The sequence below is a fragment of the Paraburkholderia sp. BL9I2N2 genome (assembly GCF_004339745.1).
Taxonomy (GTDB): Bacteria; Pseudomonadota; Gammaproteobacteria; order Burkholderiales; family Burkholderiaceae; genus Paraburkholderia.
Map to the genome: position 1 here is coordinate 2,091,937 of NZ_SMGP01000001.1, position 15,446 is coordinate 2,107,382.

The following is a 15,446-nucleotide window of genomic DNA, read 5'->3' on the forward strand; positions in this document are numbered from 1 at the left end:
CAGTCTTCGCTGATGGTGGCTCGTGTCATTCCTCTTGGCGCACTTTATCGTTCATTTGGCGCGATAGGCAAGCGCGAAAATATTATTGGGTTCCTACGATTTGCCATCGACTCAGCGTTCGCCGCGCCTCATTCGCCTCGCGAGCACGCTGTCCGGTCCAGCAACTTCTTACGGGAATCTTATGAACACGAATGCCACGAAAGCCGCTCATGCCCCCGCTCATCCGCTCGACCCACTGAGCGGCGCAGAAATGCAGCTCGCGTGCGACCTCGTGAAAGCCGCCGAAAAACTCGATTCGCACGCGCGTTTTCCGATGGTCGAATTGCGCGAGCCGCCAAAAGCCGAAGTGGTGGCATTCAAGACCGGCGAATATTTTTCGCGCACGGCCTTCGTGCTCGCAATCGATCGGTCGAATGGCGCGACGATCGAATTCGAGGTGGACCTGAGAGAAAAGAAAATTGCCGCGCGCCGTGTCATGCCGTTTGGCGAGGCGCCTTACGGCCAGCCGCCCATCATGATCGACGACTTCATGAACGCGGAACAGATCGTCAAGAGCGATGAAGCATGGCGCGTGGCTGTCATGAAGCGCGGCCTCAGCGAAAAAGATCTGGAACGCGTGCAGGTCGATCCGTTCTCGGCGGGCTGTTTCGATCGCGAGAACGAAAACGGCCGGCGTTTGGTGCGTTGCGTGAGCTACTACCGCGAGACGCTGACCGATAACGGCTACGCACACCCAATTGAAGGCGTGATGGCCGTGGTCGATCTGCTCGAAAAGAAAGTGATCGAACTGGTGGACGACGGCCGCATCATTCCGATTCCGCGCGCCAAGCATAACTACGACACGCCGAGTCTCGGCGAGCCGCGCAGCACGCTCAAACCGCTGTCGATCAATCAACCCGACGGCCCGAGCTTTACGATCGAGGGCTGGCATGTGAACTGGCAGAACTGGAACTTCCGTGTCGGCTTCACGCCGCGCGAAGGGCTGGTGCTGCATCAACTGTCGTGGGACGACGGCAGGAGCACGCGCCCGATCATCTACCGTGCGAGCGTCACGGAAATGTGCGTGCCCTACTCCGACCCGAGCACCAACCACTACTGGAAAAGCGCGTTCGACGCGGGCGAATACGGTCTCGGCAAACTGGCGAATCAACTCGAACTCGGTTGCGACTGCCTCGGCACGATCCGCTATTTCGACATTCCGTCCGCAGACGATTTCGGCAACGCATTCGTGATGAAGAACGCGGTCTGCATGCACGAAGAAGACTACGGCACGCTCTGGAAGCACTACGAATTCCGCACCGGCGTATTCGAAATGCGCCGCTCGCGACGCCTTGTGATTTCCTTCTTCGCCACCGTCGGCAATTACGACTACGGCTTCTACTGGTATCTGTATCAGGACGGCACGATTCAGCTCGAATGCAAGCTGACCGGCATCGTGCAGACCTCGGCGGTGGCTGATGGCGACACTTATCCGTGGGGCGGCATGATCACGGAAAACCTCGGTGGCCCGACGCATCAGCACTTCTTCAACGCGCGCTTGCACATGATGGTGGACGGCGAGCGCAACACGGTGACCGAACACGAATTCGTGCCGCGTCCTATGGGCGAGAACAATCCGTACGGCAATGTGTTCGACACGACCAAACGCGTGTTGAAAACGGAAAGCGAAGCCGCACGTGTGGCAAGCGGCAGCACGGGTCGCTACTGGAAGGTCAGCAACCCCAACGTGAAGAATGCCGTGGGCGCAAATCCGGGCTACAAGCTGGTCGTCAACGACTCGCCGCTGATGCTGGCCGACGAGCGTTCGAAGGTGCGTCAGCGCGGCGGCTTTGCCACGCGTCACGTGTGGGTCACGCCGTTCGATCCGGCTGAGCGCTATGCGAGCGGTGACTATCCGAATCAGCATTCGGGGGGCGACGGCCTGCCGCGCTATATCGAGGCGAATCGCAACATCGAGAACGAAGACGTCGTGCTGTGGCATAGCTTCGGCCACACGCATGTGTGCAAACCCGAGGATTTCCCGGTGATGCCGGTGGAGTACGCCGGTTTCATGCTCAAGCCGAACAACTTCTTCTCCGGCAACCCGACCATGGACTTGCCGGCCGAACGTGATCTGAACAGCGTCGAAGACGGCAAGTCCACGGATCATGGCTGCTGCAAGCACTGATCCGGTCGTGCGTCGCGCACGGCACGCCGCTCTCGCGTGCACGCTGTGCGCGAGTGCGGCATGCGTGTGCCTCGCGGGCGGCGGCGCTGCGCTGTTGACACAGGCCGCTCTCGGTCGCCACGCCACCGCGCTGTGGATGAGCGCGCTGATGCTGGCGGCCATGATGAGCGTGCCATTGCTGATGTCGCGCTCATCGGGCCGCTACACGATGCTGGCTAGTGCGGCGACGCTGATCGTGACGATCAGCGCAATGAATAGCGTACCGGCGTATCTGAATGGTTCAGCGCATGGCATCGCCATTGCCTTGCTGATGATCGTGACGGGCTTCCTCGGCATGTTGTTCTACCGTTTGCTCGCCAACGCCGAATCGCGTCACGACGTGGATCGCAGCAGCGCGCATGACTCCGACTCGGTCAAGGCGGCGACTCCTTCAGGCGCAACGGCTCTGCTCGCGTTGCTTGCGGGACTGTCGAGCGGCAGTCTCGCCCGCTTCCAGTTCTTTGCGATTTGCGGCTTAAGCGATGCACAGCCGTTCTGGCACATTGCGCTTTCACTTGCCGCGGTCTGCGCGCTGGCAATCATCGCCGAACGCTCGCGCGGCCATCGCATGCTGATGGGGTTGTACATCGCGCGTGCGGTGCTGATCGGCACGCTCGCGGCAAGCGACAATCCCGCGCTCGCACCGCTTGCGGCAGCGATCTTCCTGATTCTTGACTGCCTGACGATTCCCGCACTAGTGAACTTGCGCGGCAACTCGACCAGCGTATTGCGCGCGAGCTGCCCCGGCGTCGCGCATCACATCGGCATGGTGCTCGGCGCGGCATTGTCGACCACACCCTACTTTTTCGGCGACGGATTCGTTGTGCTGTACACATTGAGCGCGACGGCGAACGTGATCTGTGCCGCGTCGTTAGCAACACACTGGCGTGCAAGGCAACACATCCATCTTCCCCCAGGTCCATACCGCCGTCAGGCGAACCCTTCCGGCTAGCGCCACGGCCACTCAACCCCAACGGAGACGAACCACCATGACCGAACACAAGCTAGCGGCCACGTTGCCGCGCACCATGTTCATCAACGGCGAAAAAACCGGTAGTGCCGCGGGCAAAACCTTTCCGGTCTTCAACCCGGCCACCGCCGAAGAAATCGCGCAGATCCCCGACGCATCCGAAGCGGATATCGATCACGCGGTCAGAACCTCGAAGGCGGCCTTCGAAACCGACGCATGGCGCAGAATGCCGCCGGCCGTTCGCGAGGGCCTGCTGCTCAAACTGGCCGACCTCGTCGAGCGGCACAGCGACGAACTCGCCACGCTGGAAACGCTGAATCAGGGCAAGCTGATCGGCTTCTCGAAGATGCTGGAAGTGGCGGGCAGCGTCCAGTGGTTGCGTTATATGGCCGGCTGGGCGACCAAGATCGAAGGCACCACCTTCGATCTGTCGATTCCCTTCCCGCCTGGCACGCGCTACAACGCGTCGACCAAACGCGTGCCGGCCGGCGTGGTCGCGGCGATCGTCCCGTGGAATTTCCCACTGCTGATGGCAGTGTGGAAGATAGCCCCGGCGCTGGCCTGCGGTTGCACCGTCGTGCTCAAACCCGCTGAAGAGACTCCGTTGACCGCCATCCGCCTCGCCGAACTCGCGCACGAAGCGGGTTTCCCTGCCGGCGTATTCAACGTGGTCACTGGCCGTGGCGAAACCGCCGGTGCGGCGCTCGTGCGGCATCCGCTTGTGAACAAGGTCACGTTCACCGGATCGACCGAGGTCGGGCGCATCATCGGTCGTCAATGCGCGGACGATCTGAAGCGAGCGTCGCTCGAATTGGGCGGCAAGAGCCCGGTGATCGTGCTCGACGACTGCGACCCGTGCAAGGCGATCGAAGGCGCGGCCGGCGCGATCTTCTTCAACCACGGCCAGGTTTGCACGGCGGGCTCGCGCCTGTATGTCGCGCGCTCGATCTATGACGAAGTCGTGCAAGGCATTGCCGCCGTCGCGGACGGCATCACGCTCGGCTCCGGTTTCGACGCGGCGACGCAGATGGGCCCGATGGTCTCCGCACGGCACCGCGACAAGGTGGCCGGCATGATTGTCCAAGGCAAGGACGAAGGTGGCGAGATCCTCTCGCGCGATGCCCACGTGGACCGCGACGGTTACTTCGTGCGTCCGACGGTGATCGCCAATCGCGCCTGCAAGCCGCTTTCCGTCGTCAAGGAAGAGGTGTTCGGCCCTGTGCTGGTCGCCATGCCCTATGACGACCTGGACGAAGTGCTCGCTCAGGCAAACGCCTCAGAGTATGGACTCGGCGCGAGCGTGTGGACCAACCAGCTCGACAAGGCGCTGCGGCTCGTGGACGGCATCGAGGCCGGAACGGTATGGGTCAACACGCACAATATGGTCGACCCGGCCATGCCGTTCGGCGGCTTCAAGGCATCCGGCATCGGCCGTGAACATGGCAAGGCGATCATCGACTCGTATACGGAGAGCAAGTCGATCTGCATCGCTTACTAATGATGCGGTGCCTGCGCGGCGCATCGCGAGCAAGGCAACGCGCCGCGCAGGCAAACCAGTAAAATACCGGGACATCGCGCTACCGCGCCTTACCTCCGGTCGACCATCTTGAAACGCAAAATGCCCGCGCTGAATGCGCTGAAAGCCTTCGAAGTCGCCGGCCGCACGGGCAGCTTCACCCGCGCCGCGGAACTGCTCAACGTCACGCAAAGCGCAGTTAGCCGCCAGGTCCGGCAGCTCGAGGCGCAACTGGGCGAGACGCTCCTGCAGCGTCACCATCACCATCTGGAACTGTCGGCTGCCGGCCGCATTCTTCTGCAAGCGCTGCAGCAATCCTTTGACCGCATCGAACTCACGGTTCGCGGCCTGCAAGAAAAAACCCACCGCAACCGCCTGCGCATCAATGCGCCGCCCACCTTCACGAGCCGTTGGCTGATGCCGCGCCTCGGCCGCCTGCGTGATGCGCATCCGCAACTCGAACTGAGTCTGTCGACCCGTGTCGACGATAACCTCGCGGAATCCGGTGTGCTCGACTGCGCGATCCGCTTCGGCAATGGCGAGTGGGAAGGCGTCGACAACCGTCTGTTGATGAGCGAGCGGCATATCGCCGTCTGCTCGCCCGCGTTGCTCGCACGTCAGGCGGGCCGCGCCGCGATCGACCTGAATCAGTTCACGCTATTGCACGTGCTGGCGAGCGCCGATCAGCGCTACCTCACGTGGCAGCATTGGCTGAAGGCGGCGGGGATTGAAAACGTGGATACTCGCGGCGGTTATGAATTCGATCTGCTCGATCACGCCATTCGCGCCGCGATCGACGGGCTCGGCGTGACCATCGCCGACCGTCATATGATCGCGCGCGAACTGGCCGAAGGCCAACTCGTGCAGGTGCTGAATGTGCATGTGGACGGGCATCAGTCGTACTGGTTCGTCACGCGCGCGGAACAGGATGAACTACCGCACGTCGCGTTGTTCCGCGACTGGCTGCAACAGGAAATCTGGTTGAGCGGACGGGCGCTCGATGCATCGGAGTCGGCGCCGTTGAGCGACGCGGGTTGAGGCGCTGAGCGGCATCGCGGTGCGCCCTATGCACCGCTTCGAACGAAAAAAAACGCGCCGATGCGATGCCATCGGCGCGGTTTCACACTACGTGGCCACTAGCCCAACACCGCCAGGCCAAGCGAGCCATTAAGCCGCCGCGGCCATCTCCGCCGCCGCGGGCCGGTACGCAATTTCGCGCGCCGCATCCTCGAGAATCATGTCGGCGCCCTTCTCCGCCACCATCATGGTCGGCGCATTGATATTGCCCGACGTGATATTCGGAAAGATCGACGCATCCACCACGCGCAAGCCGTCAATGCCGTGCACACGCAAACGCGCATCCACCACCGACGTGCGTGGATCGTCGCCCATCGCGCACGAACCGCACAGGTGATAGATCGACCCCGACTGCTCGCGGAAGTACCGGAGGAAACCTTCGCGCGTATTCACCTGCGGTCCCGGCGAGATTTCCTCGACCGTGATCGCTTTCAGCGCCGGCGACGCCATCACCTTGCGCACCAGTTCGCAACCCTGGATCACTTCGTCGATGTCCTTCTCGGTGGTCAGCGCGTTGATACGGATCTTCGCGGCATCCTCGGCGCGATTCGATGCGATCTCGATCGAACCGCGGCTCGTCGGCCGGCACGGATTGAACGCCAGCAGAAAGCCCGAGTACGGTTCAGGCTCGAGATTCGCCTTGTTGCTCTTCGGGATGCGGTACGACAACGGATTGAAGTACAACTGCAGATTCGGCTGCGCTTGCTGATCGTTGCCTTTGAAGAACCCACCCGACTGATTCACGCTCATCGCGAGCGGCCCCTTGCGCGTCAGCAGATATTGCAGACCGAGCTTGAGCTTGCCGAGCAGCGGCCGCATCTCGTCGTTCAGCGTCTTCATGTTCGCGCGATAGTAGAAGCTCACGCACAGATGATCCTGCAGATTCTGGCCCACGGCGGGCAGTTCCTTGACCATCGCGATGCGATGCTTCGCCAGCAGTGCGCTGTCGCCCACGCCGGAGAGTTGCAGCAGCTTCGGCGAATCGACCGCGCCCGCCGACAGAATCACTTCGCGCGTCGCCATGAATTGCCGCGTGACGCCGTTCTGCGTGACGCTCACGCCGATCGCGCGTTGGTTGCCGTCGAATAGAACGCGGCTTGCCAGCACGTCGCGCTCGACGGTCAGATTCTTGCGCGACAACACCGGGTGCAGATACTCGAAGCTGCTCGACGAGCGCTGGCCATTACGTGTATTCACGTCGTAGATGCCGGCGCCTTCGAATTGCGCGCCATTGAAGTCGTCGCTGCGCTGATAACCGGCCTGATCGCAGCCCTTCAGGAACACGTGGCAGATCGGATGCACCGCATCTTTCATCGGCGAGATGCGGATCGGGCCGTCGGCACCGTGATATTCCGTGTTGCCGAGCGGATGCGATTCGAGCTTGCGGAAGTACGGCAACACGTCGCGAAACGCCCAGCCCGTGTTGCCGGCGGCGGCCCAATCGTCGAAATCGTGCGGCTGGCCGCGCACGTAGATCATCGCGTTGATCGAGCCCGAGCCGCCCTGCACCTTGCCGCGCGGACAATAGATCGGCCGGTTGTCGAGTTCTTTTTCCGGCTCGCTGTAGTACATCCAGTTATAGGTTTCGTTGTAGTACGTCTTGGTGAAACCCACCGGAATCTTGAACCAGAACGAGCTGTCCTTGCCACCCGCTTCGAGCAGCAGCACCGAATATCGGCCCGACGCCGACAGGCGATTGGCGAGAATGCAGCCCGCCGAACCCGCGCCGACGATGATGTAATCGTAGTTCATGCTCTATGTCGCCAGACGGCGCTCAATCCATTGAAACGTAGTGGTGAAACCCGCCAGACTCAAACCGCGCTCAACCCTTGGCCGGCGCGAGGTCTTTCACATCGGCCGGTTGCGCCGCCATCTGCAGATGCAGACGCTCGCCGGTGTAGGGCGTGTGCTGCCTGACGACCTCCATGTTCAGTTCGACGCCGAGACCCGGTTCCTGCGACGGAATGATGTAGCCGTCTTCCCATTGAATCGGCTTCTTCAGCACGGCTGCATGAAAACCGTCCCACGTGCCGATGCTTTCCTGAATCAGGAAGTTCGGCGTGCACGTCGCGAGCTGAATGCTGGCCGCCGCGCCGATCGGCCCGTTGTACAGGTGCGGCGCAATCTGCGCGTAGTACACCTCGGCCAGCGCCGCGACTTTCTTCGCTTCGAGCAGGCCGCCCACGCGCGCCACATTCAGTTGCAGAATCGACGCGGCGCCGGCTTCGAGCAGCTTGAAGAATTCGTACTTGGTGGTGAGGCGCTCGCCGGCCGCAATCGGAATGCTGGTGTGCTGCGCGACCTGCGCCATCGCGCCTTCCTGACCCGGCGGCACCGGCTCCTCAAACCACAGCGGATCGTATTTTTCCAGTCGCTTCGCGAGCCGGATCGCCGACGAAGGCACCATCTGCCCGTGCGTGCCGAACAGCAGGTCGGCCTTGTTGCCCACTGCTTCACGTACACGGCGGCAGAAAGTTTCGCAACGGTCCAGCACTTCCATCGACAACTGATGACCCGAGTACGCCGTGTACGGTCCGGCCGGATCGAACTTCACCGCAGTGAAGCCGCGCTTGACGTTTTCAAGCGCGCATTCGGCCGCCAGATCGGGATCATCGTAGTCGTATTCGCCGCGGCTGTTCTTCGGGTACAGATAAGTATATGAACGCAGGCGCTGATTCACCATGCCGCCCAGCAACTCATACACCGGCTTGTTAGCCGCTTTGCCGATAATGTCCCAGCATGCCATTTCGAGGCCGCTGACCACGCCCATCATCGTCAGATCGGGGCGTTGCGTGAAACCGCTCGAATACGCCTCGCGCCAGAGCCGCTCGATGTGATGCGGGTCCTTGTCGAGCAGATAGCGGCCGAATACATCGTCGATGATGTGGGTCATCGCTTTCGGATGGAACGTCGCCGAATAGATTTCGCCGACACCTTCAATCCCGCAATCGGTCTTGAGCTTGACGAAGATCCAGTACATGCCGCCCACATGCGGCGGCGGTACGGCGACGATATGCGTTTCGAGCGAGACAACTTTCATTTACGCACCTTCTTTTCTGTTGAGCATGTTTCTCAGCGCGAGCCCGGCAAAGCCGCCGAGCGCCGCCATGGCGGCCACATAGCCGAAGTAGAGCTGGTAGCCGAAGACGCCTGGGAACGTCTGCGTCAGATAGCCGTTGATGAGCGGCAGGAACACGTCCGGCGAATAACCCAGCACGGAGATCAGGCCGATCGCGAGGCCCATCGTGGTCACCGGAATATTGCAGCGATCCAGCAGCGACCAGTACAGGCCGCGAATCGCGTAAGTCAGAATGCCGATGAACAGCACGAGGAACACCAGCAGCGCGTGGCTCGAAATACGCGGCGCCGCCATCAGGCCCACCAGCGACAGCGCGGCGAGAAAGAGCGCGATCACGAGCACCGAGACCTTCGAATAGCGGTCGCCGAGAAAGCCGCCGCCAATGCCGCCGATCGGCCGCATCCACAGCTTGAGCGTAGTGATCGTGCCGGCCATCACGACCGTCAGGCCGATCTCGCCTTCATGCAGATAGGCGGAGAAACTGTAAGTAGCCCAGAACACCTGGTAGCCGCAGAACACGATGGCGGCGACCAGCCACAGTTCTGGAATCTTCGCGAGCGTCTTCAGATCGACCAGCACGTTGTTGCGTTGGCGCGCGGCGCGATTGGCGGCTGCATCTTCGGTGCCTTGCGGGTCTTTGACGAGTGCGAGCACGACGCCGAGCGCAATGCAAAGAAACGCGTACATGTAGACCACCAGCTTGAAACCGGCCGCGACCGGTTCGCCTTTGGTCTGCGTCACCCATGCGAACAGCGTGATCGCGATGGTCGCGAGCATGGCTTCGATCAGGCCGCGTCCGCCGTCGAGCAAGCCGAAGAAACGGCCCTGCTCATGCGTGCCGGCAATCATGGTCACGCGCTTGATGACCGCGGCCCAGAACGTCAAGCCGGTCGACAAACCCCAGCCGCCGAAGATCATCATCAGCATCGGGAACGACGGTGCGGTCGAATACCACAGCCCGAGCACACCGGTGGCGATCAGCGAAAAGCAGATCAGCAAACGCGGCGCGATCCGGTCCGCGAGCCAGCCGCTCGGCAGATAACTCAACAGAAAAATCGTGCCCAGCGACGAATACAAGTAGCCGAGCTGGCTATCGGTGATGTGGAACACTTCGAGCATCGTTGGCTGATACACCTGCCGCAGATACAGAATCGGGTAGATCGCGCCGGCTGCGATCACCAGCAGGATGAGCTGGATATAGCGTTGCGCCTTACTGTTTTGCAGGGCGGCCTCTTCGTCGCTTAAAGCGAGCGAAGCGTCGGTTCGGACGGGTTGAGATGACACGTGAGCGCTCCTCAGAGACACAGCGCCAGCCCATCGGGCCGCCCGGTCTCCAATATGTTTTGTTATGGACTGGCAGCAGATTCGCCGCGCTTTTCAGGTTGCAAAGGAGACACGCGCCGTCGTTTCAACGTGCGGCGCGTGCCGGTTCGGCTTCAGTACTTCATGACCACGAGACGGGTCTGGGTGAATTCGAGCATGCCGTGCTTGCCGTCGTCTCCGCCGAGGCCCGAACGTTTCCAGCCGGCGTGAAAGCCCTGATACGGATCGGCCGGCGTACGGTTCACATACAGCTCGCCGGCTTCGATGCCGTTGGCGATCTTCATCGCACCGCGATAGTTCTCCGTATACAGCACCGACGAGAGACCGAATTGATGATCGTTGGCCATTTCCAGCGCTTCGTCGAGCGTGCGGTATTTGACGACCGGCATGATCGGACCGAAGGTTTCTTCCTGGATGATTTCCATGTCCTGACGGCAATTCGACAGCAACGTGGCCGGATAGAAGAAGCCTTTGCCTTGCGGCAGCTTGCCACCGGTTTCGAGCGTGGCGCCCGCCGCGATGGCGCGTTGAACCATCGCGTGGATCGACTGGCGCGACGCCTCGTTGACGAGCGGACCCATCAGCGACGGCTGCTCGCTGCGATCGCCGCTCTCCACCGCGCTCATGTGCTTTTTCAGCAGCGCGACGAAGCGGTCATGCACGCTTTCCTGCACATAGACCCGTTCGATCGCCGTGCACAACTGGCCGCAATGCGTGGTCTTGGAGGCGACCAGGTCGCGCGCGGCTTTCTCGAGATCGGCATCGGCCTCGATGATCGCGGGCGTCTTACCGCCCAGTTCGAGCGACGGCTTGGCGATGTTCGCCTTGCAATATTCGAGCACCTTGCGGCCCGCGCCGACGCTGCCCGTCAGCGTGATCATGCCGACCTTGGGATGCGTGCAAAGCGCTTCGGCGGTGGCATGGTTCATCGCGAGAATGTTCACGACGCCCGCCGGCAAACCGGCCTTCTCCACCGCCTTGGCGATTTCGAATGCGGACGTCGGCGTGTTGTTGCTCGGGCGTACGACGACCGTGTTGCCGGCGATCAGCGCCGGCGCCACTTTACGCATGAACGTATAGACGGGGTAGTTGAACGGGATCAGACACGCGACCACGCCGATCGGCTCGCGATGCAACACGAGGTTTTCGTCGGGCGTATCGCTCGGAATCACTTCGCCTTCGATGCGGCGCGCCCACTCCGCGTGATAGCGGGTGATCTGGCCGGCGTAGATCGCCTCGTTGGTGGAGTCGGCCAAGCTCTTGCCCGACTCCAGCGCGAGCGCCGCGCCGATGGCCGGCGCGCATTCGGTCAGCGCATCGGCGAGCTTGTGCAGATAGACCGCGCGCTCGGCTGACGGCAGCTTGCGCCAGCCCTTCTGCGCGACGGCGGCGGCATCGACCGCCGCGATGACTTCCGCTTGGGTGGCGCCGGTGACATGGGCGATCACGGCCTCGGTAGCCGGATTGCAAACGGCGATGAGCTCGCTGCTAGCGGTGTCAGTCGCGGGTTCGATAAACCGGCCGTTAGCGAAATTCCGATCGAGTCGCATGGTCGTCTCCTGAAAGCATGGTGCGAAAAACGCATTGCCCTCGGCTATGGCTTGCATGCCAAAGGTGCATGAACGGAATTTTTCTCCGGGGCACTGCCGGCCACAAGCGAATAATTCGCGGGACAAACATTCGAAAAAATCATGTTTATCCAGGGATGTGCCTCATACGCGTTTGCCATCGCAAATAGCAGAATCCGGGCTTTGCCAAAAAGCAGCGGGCGTCGAACGCCTTCGGGTCTGCCCGAAATTCGGCCCGCTCACTACCAAGGTCTGGAGCTCACGATGAAAAAGAACCGCATTGCCACCGCCGCATTCACGGCGCTCACGTCACTCATTGCGCTGGCGGCGTCGCCGGCCTTCGCTCAAAGCAGCGTGACGCTGTATGGCGTGCTCGACGAAGGCATCGACTACACCAACAACGCGGGGCACGGCGCGGTCTGGGAAATGGCGAGCGGCTATGCGCAAGGCAGCCGTTGGGGCATGAAGGGTTCGGAGGATCTGGGCGGCGGGCTGAAGGCCGTGTTTCAACTGGAAAATGGCTTCGACGTGAGTTCGGGACGGCTCGGCCAGGGCGGCCGCATGTTCGGCCGCCAGGCGTACGTCGGGCTGAGCGACGGCCGTTTCGGCACGGTCACGCTCGGTCGCCAGTACGATTCGGTGGTCGATTACCTCGCGCAGACCACGGCCAACGGCAACTGGGCCGGCTACCTGTTCGCGCATCCGTATGACAACGACAACACCGACAACTCGTTCCGTCTCGGCAATAGCGTGAAGTACGCGAGCCCGGAGATGGCGGGCTTCCAGTTCGGCGGCGCTTACGCCTTCAGCAACGACACCAACTTTGCGAACAACCGCGCGTATAGCTTTGGCGGACAGTATGCGAACGGCGGCCTGCTGGTCGCGGCGGCCTATATGCAAGCGGACAATCCCGGCGCGGGTTCGACTGGCGCGATTACCGCGAACGACGCGAGTTTTATCGCCGGACGCATGCGGGTGTTCGGCGGCGGCATCAACTACACATTCGGTTCGGCGACCGCCGGTTTTGCCTACACCAATTCGAACTACAAGAATCCGACCGGCAACGGCTATATCGGCATTCCGCTAGCCGCGCCGGGCGTGACGTTGAATACGCTGAAGTATCAGAACTTCGAAGTGAACGGCAAATACCAGCTCACGCCGGCGTTCTTCGTCGGCGCTCAGTACGTGTACACGATGGAAACCTACGATGCGTCGTCAGGCAGCGTGAAGCCGAAGATTCACTCGGTGGGCTTGATGGCGGACTACAACCTGTCGAAGCGTACCGACGTGTATGTGCAGGGCGAGTATCAGAAGGTCGCGGGCGATTCGACTAACTCGATTCTCGACAATGCGTTCATTCCGGGTGTGCAGGCGCCGTCGTCGACGGGCACGCAGGTCGCTGTTCGGGTTGCGCTGCGGCATAAGTTTTTAGCAGGATTGTGGGGGCGGCGGTAGCCTTTCTGGGGTGTTCAAATTTTTTCTTTGTTCACGTTCCGTATACAACGCGGGTTGAACGCCCACGTCGGCATCCCTCACTCCTCCACCGCCGCCTTCAACCTCGACAGCGCGTGATCCCACTGCCGCGAGATCGCGTCGAGCGCGCGGCGCGCTTCGTCGAGATGGGTGGGCTCGAATTCCCACAAGCGTTCACGGCCCACCTTGACGTCGCGCACGAGACCCGCATTGGCGAGCACCTGCAAATGCTGCGTGACGGACTGCCGCGTAATGTCCGTTCCCGCAGTGAGTTGCGCGATCGACATCGCGCTGCCCGCGCACAACACGGCGACCAGACGTAGACGTGTCTCATCGCCGAGCGCGGCGAAAATCGGCGCGGAACTGCGCAGCACCGACGCCTTCAGATCCGCTGCGCCAAACGCCTTCTTAACCCTTGGTGACATGCTGTTCGATGTTGGCCATCTGCTCTTCCCACCCACCGTTATTCATGCGGAACGCTTCTTCGCGGCGGCCGGCGGGAAGCTGATCGAAGCCCGACTCGACTACGCGCAACAACGTGCCCGATGCGACCTCGGTCAACTCAAAGACGACCAGGGTAGTCGGCTCCGGCGAATAGTCCACCGTGATGTCGACCGCGGCCGGATGCCAGCGCCACGACAGGTGATGCTCCGGCTCGACGCGCTCGACATGCACGTCCATGACGAGATACTCGTAACCCGGATAGGTAATATTGCCCTTCACGGACTGGCCGGCCACGAACTGCTTGCCGGTAAGATTCACGCCGAACCAGTTGCCGAATTCCTCGGCATTGGACAACGCGCGCCAGACCCGCGAGCGCGGCGCCTTCAGCAGAATCTGTTTTTCAATGCGATCGGTCGATGTGTTCATATGCAGCCTCCTGACTGCATATTAGGAGCAACGTGGTCAACATGCAAGTGATTGCCTGCATGTTTCGATGGCGTTTTTTCGTAGGAACGAGGGCCTGCCACGTCCCTACTTCTCTTCCTGTTCGCGACTTTTGAACAGGCGCGCACTCGACAGAATGGCGAGCGCGATCGCTACGCTGAGAATCGCCGTGGCCTCGCGCCCGAGCCCCGCCGCCACGCCGACGCCCGCGCTCAGCCACAGGCTTGCCGCCGTCGTCAGGCCGCGCACCTCGCGCTCGGCACTGAGCTTGATGATGGCGCCCGCGCCCAGAAAACCGACACCGGACACGAGTCCTTGCAACACCCGGCTCATGTTGTCCTGCGAGAACCCGGCCTGCAGCGGAACGACCACGAACAAGGCCGCGCCGACCGACACCATCATGTGCGTGCGCATGCCGGCGTCGCGCCGTGACATCTCGCGCTCGAAACCGAGTATGCCGCCGAGTATCAACGCGAGTCCGAGGCGCATCAGGACCTGCAAGACGTCGGCCATGCTGCCGAGGTCGGAGAATTCTGCCCGGGCGACTGCCCACACCGCGTGCCACCAGTTGTCCATTACATTTGCCCGACAGTCCGGAAAACGCCAAGCATACGACAATAACGCCGCACTGCGTGGCTCATCCCGCCGTCGTCTTCTTCACGAACGCGCTCACCACAGCCTCCAGTTCCTTCGTGATCGATGTCATCACGCCGGCCACCACGGCGAACTCGCGGCCGGTCACATGCGCGCGGCTCGCCACGATCTGACCGTTGAACGAGACGATATGCGCTTCTTTCGCGATCGCCTTGATCCGCTCGATCAACTGCTGTTGCTCTTTTTTCTGCAAACGCGCTATACGCCGGCTTTCCTGTTCATAGACAGCCGTGACGCCGTGCAGATGCGTCAACAACGGATCGACGGAATCGATCAGCGCATTCAACGCATCGTCCGCGCGCGGTGAAGCGCGCCCGATCGCGTCCAACGCCGCCGAAGCCAGCGCGATGAAGTCCGCGATCTTCCTCGCGACATTGTCGCGGCCGTGAAATGCTTCGCGCAACGCTGGGGAAAACAGGCCGGGCAGACCATCGCGGCCCTGGGTCAGCACCGTGTGGCTGTCGGTAAATGTGTTCAGGGTATCGCGTGCGATCGCCAGCGCGCCGTCGAACTGTTGAAACGCCAGCATCGCCTTCAACACGATGCGCTGCGAGAGCATCCGCTGACGCCCCGCCAGATTGATCAACGAGCTCAACACCTCGCTGGAGACGTGCGCTTCGGACGGTGGTGCGTGAACCCGTTCTGTCGTGATGCTCATGTCGACTTCTTTTTGATTTTGATCGGCCCCGTCG

At 61.7% G+C, this 15,446-nt stretch carries 13 protein-coding genes; 5 read left to right on the top strand and 8 right to left on the bottom strand.

The window, feature by feature from the left end:
* Nucleotides 1-181 precede the first annotated feature (181 nt).
* The 4 genes from B0G74_RS09790 to B0G74_RS09805 all read left to right on the top strand — a co-directional run bounded on the left by B0G74_RS09790 (nt 182) and on the right by B0G74_RS09805 (nt 5,730).
* Entirely contained in the window at nt 182-2,167 is a 1,986-nt protein-coding gene (locus B0G74_RS09790) for a primary-amine oxidase (RefSeq protein ID WP_132374616.1), read from the top strand.
* Entirely contained in the window at nt 2,148-3,158 is a 1,011-nt protein-coding gene (locus B0G74_RS09795) for a hypothetical protein (RefSeq protein ID WP_132374617.1), read from the top strand. Before B0G74_RS09790 ends, B0G74_RS09795 begins: the two co-directional genes overlap by 20 nt.
* Before the next feature lie 37 nt (nt 3,159-3,195).
* Nucleotides 3,196-4,674: a phenylacetaldehyde dehydrogenase StyD gene (styD, locus tag B0G74_RS09800; RefSeq protein ID WP_132374618.1), complete on the top strand. Its 1,479-nt coding sequence runs from the start codon at nt 3,196-3,198 to the stop codon at nt 4,672-4,674.
* A gap of 120 nt (nt 4,675-4,794) precedes the next feature.
* On the top strand, nt 4,795-5,730 hold the full coding sequence (locus tag B0G74_RS09805; RefSeq protein WP_132374619.1) for a LysR substrate-binding domain-containing protein: 936 nt from the start codon (nt 4,795-4,797) through the stop codon (nt 5,728-5,730).
* Between the two features lie 129 nt (nt 5,731-5,859).
* Here the strand turns inward: B0G74_RS09805 and B0G74_RS09810 are convergent, their stop codons facing one another.
* From B0G74_RS09810 to aldA, 4 genes are all read right to left on the bottom strand, one after another.
* Nucleotides 5,860-7,521: a GMC family oxidoreductase N-terminal domain-containing protein gene (locus tag B0G74_RS09810; protein WP_132374620.1), complete on the bottom strand. Its 1,662-nt coding sequence runs from the start codon at nt 7,519-7,521 to the stop codon at nt 5,860-5,862.
* 70 nt (nt 7,522-7,591) lie between these two features.
* Nucleotides 7,592-8,809, bottom strand: coding sequence for a mandelate racemase/muconate lactonizing enzyme family protein (locus tag B0G74_RS09815; protein ID WP_132374621.1), 1,218 nt, complete (start codon nt 8,807-8,809; stop codon nt 7,592-7,594).
* Entirely contained in the window at nt 8,810-10,132 is a 1,323-nt protein-coding gene (locus B0G74_RS09820) for an MFS transporter (RefSeq protein ID WP_132374622.1), read from the bottom strand.
* A 152-nt stretch (nt 10,133-10,284) separates the two neighbouring features.
* Nucleotides 10,285-11,721, bottom strand: coding sequence for an aldehyde dehydrogenase (aldA, locus tag B0G74_RS09825; protein WP_132374623.1), 1,437 nt, complete (start codon nt 11,719-11,721; stop codon nt 10,285-10,287).
* Nucleotides 11,722-12,003: 282 nt separating this feature from the next.
* On the opposite strand from aldA, the gene B0G74_RS09830 reads away from it, so the two are divergent.
* Nucleotides 12,004-13,194 carry a porin gene (locus B0G74_RS09830; protein ID WP_132374624.1) on the top strand — a complete coding sequence of 397 codons (1,191 nt, stop codon included), beginning with the start codon at nt 12,004-12,006 and terminating at the stop codon, nt 13,192-13,194.
* A 77-nt stretch (nt 13,195-13,271) separates the two neighbouring features.
* On the opposite strand, the gene B0G74_RS09835 is transcribed toward B0G74_RS09830, so the two are convergent.
* The 4 genes from B0G74_RS09835 to B0G74_RS09850 all read right to left on the bottom strand — a co-directional run bounded on the left by B0G74_RS09835 (nt 13,272) and on the right by B0G74_RS09850 (nt 15,412).
* Nucleotides 13,272-13,637, bottom strand: coding sequence for a metalloregulator ArsR/SmtB family transcription factor (locus B0G74_RS09835; protein WP_132374625.1), 366 nt, complete (start codon nt 13,635-13,637; stop codon nt 13,272-13,274).
* A complete protein-coding gene (locus B0G74_RS09840; protein WP_132374626.1) occupies nt 13,621-14,082 on the bottom strand; it encodes an SRPBCC family protein in 462 nt (153 codons plus the stop codon). The genes B0G74_RS09835 and B0G74_RS09840 overlap by 17 nt, the downstream gene beginning before the upstream one ends.
* A gap of 105 nt (nt 14,083-14,187) precedes the next feature.
* A complete protein-coding gene (locus B0G74_RS09845; RefSeq protein ID WP_132374627.1) occupies nt 14,188-14,676 on the bottom strand; it encodes an MgtC/SapB family protein in 489 nt (162 codons plus the stop codon).
* A 61-nt stretch (nt 14,677-14,737) separates the two neighbouring features.
* Complete coding sequence (locus B0G74_RS09850; protein WP_132374628.1) at nt 14,738-15,412, bottom strand: type IV pili methyl-accepting chemotaxis transducer N-terminal domain-containing protein; 675 nt, start codon at nt 15,410-15,412, stop codon at nt 14,738-14,740.
* Nucleotides 15,413-15,446 lie beyond the last annotated feature (34 nt).